Source organism: Legionella navarrensis (assembly GCF_052527415.1).
Genome location: NZ_JBNVZR010000069.1, coordinates 1 through 249, shown reverse-complemented (window position 1 = coordinate 249; position 249 = coordinate 1). Strand labels below are relative to the sequence as shown.

The window sequence follows — 249 nt, the reverse complement described above, 5'->3', positions numbered from 1 at the left end:
GCGCGCCTCGTTCTGAGCATCGTTAAACACAATGAAATCCTGATGGTACGAGTGGACGACCCGTTTCTTCACAGGCTCCCTTATCGCGGCCGCAGACGATTCAAGCGTGTCTTCGTAACGCATGATATCTATCAACGAATCAGCGTTCAGCTTTTCCTTATAGTCACGAGCGACCCCAGGATCCATGAACTTGCTTTTATAGATCTTATGTGGGCCTATATTCAGCAGCTGCAGCAAAGGCACGCCGTC

1 protein-coding gene is annotated in these 249 nt (G+C 50.2%); it reads right to left on the bottom strand.

What is annotated here, in order from left to right; translation table 11 throughout:
• Nucleotides 1-249, bottom strand: a 249-nt coding sequence (locus ACQUTA_RS13150; protein WP_444988720.1) for a hypothetical protein, incomplete at both ends; no start/stop codon positions are given.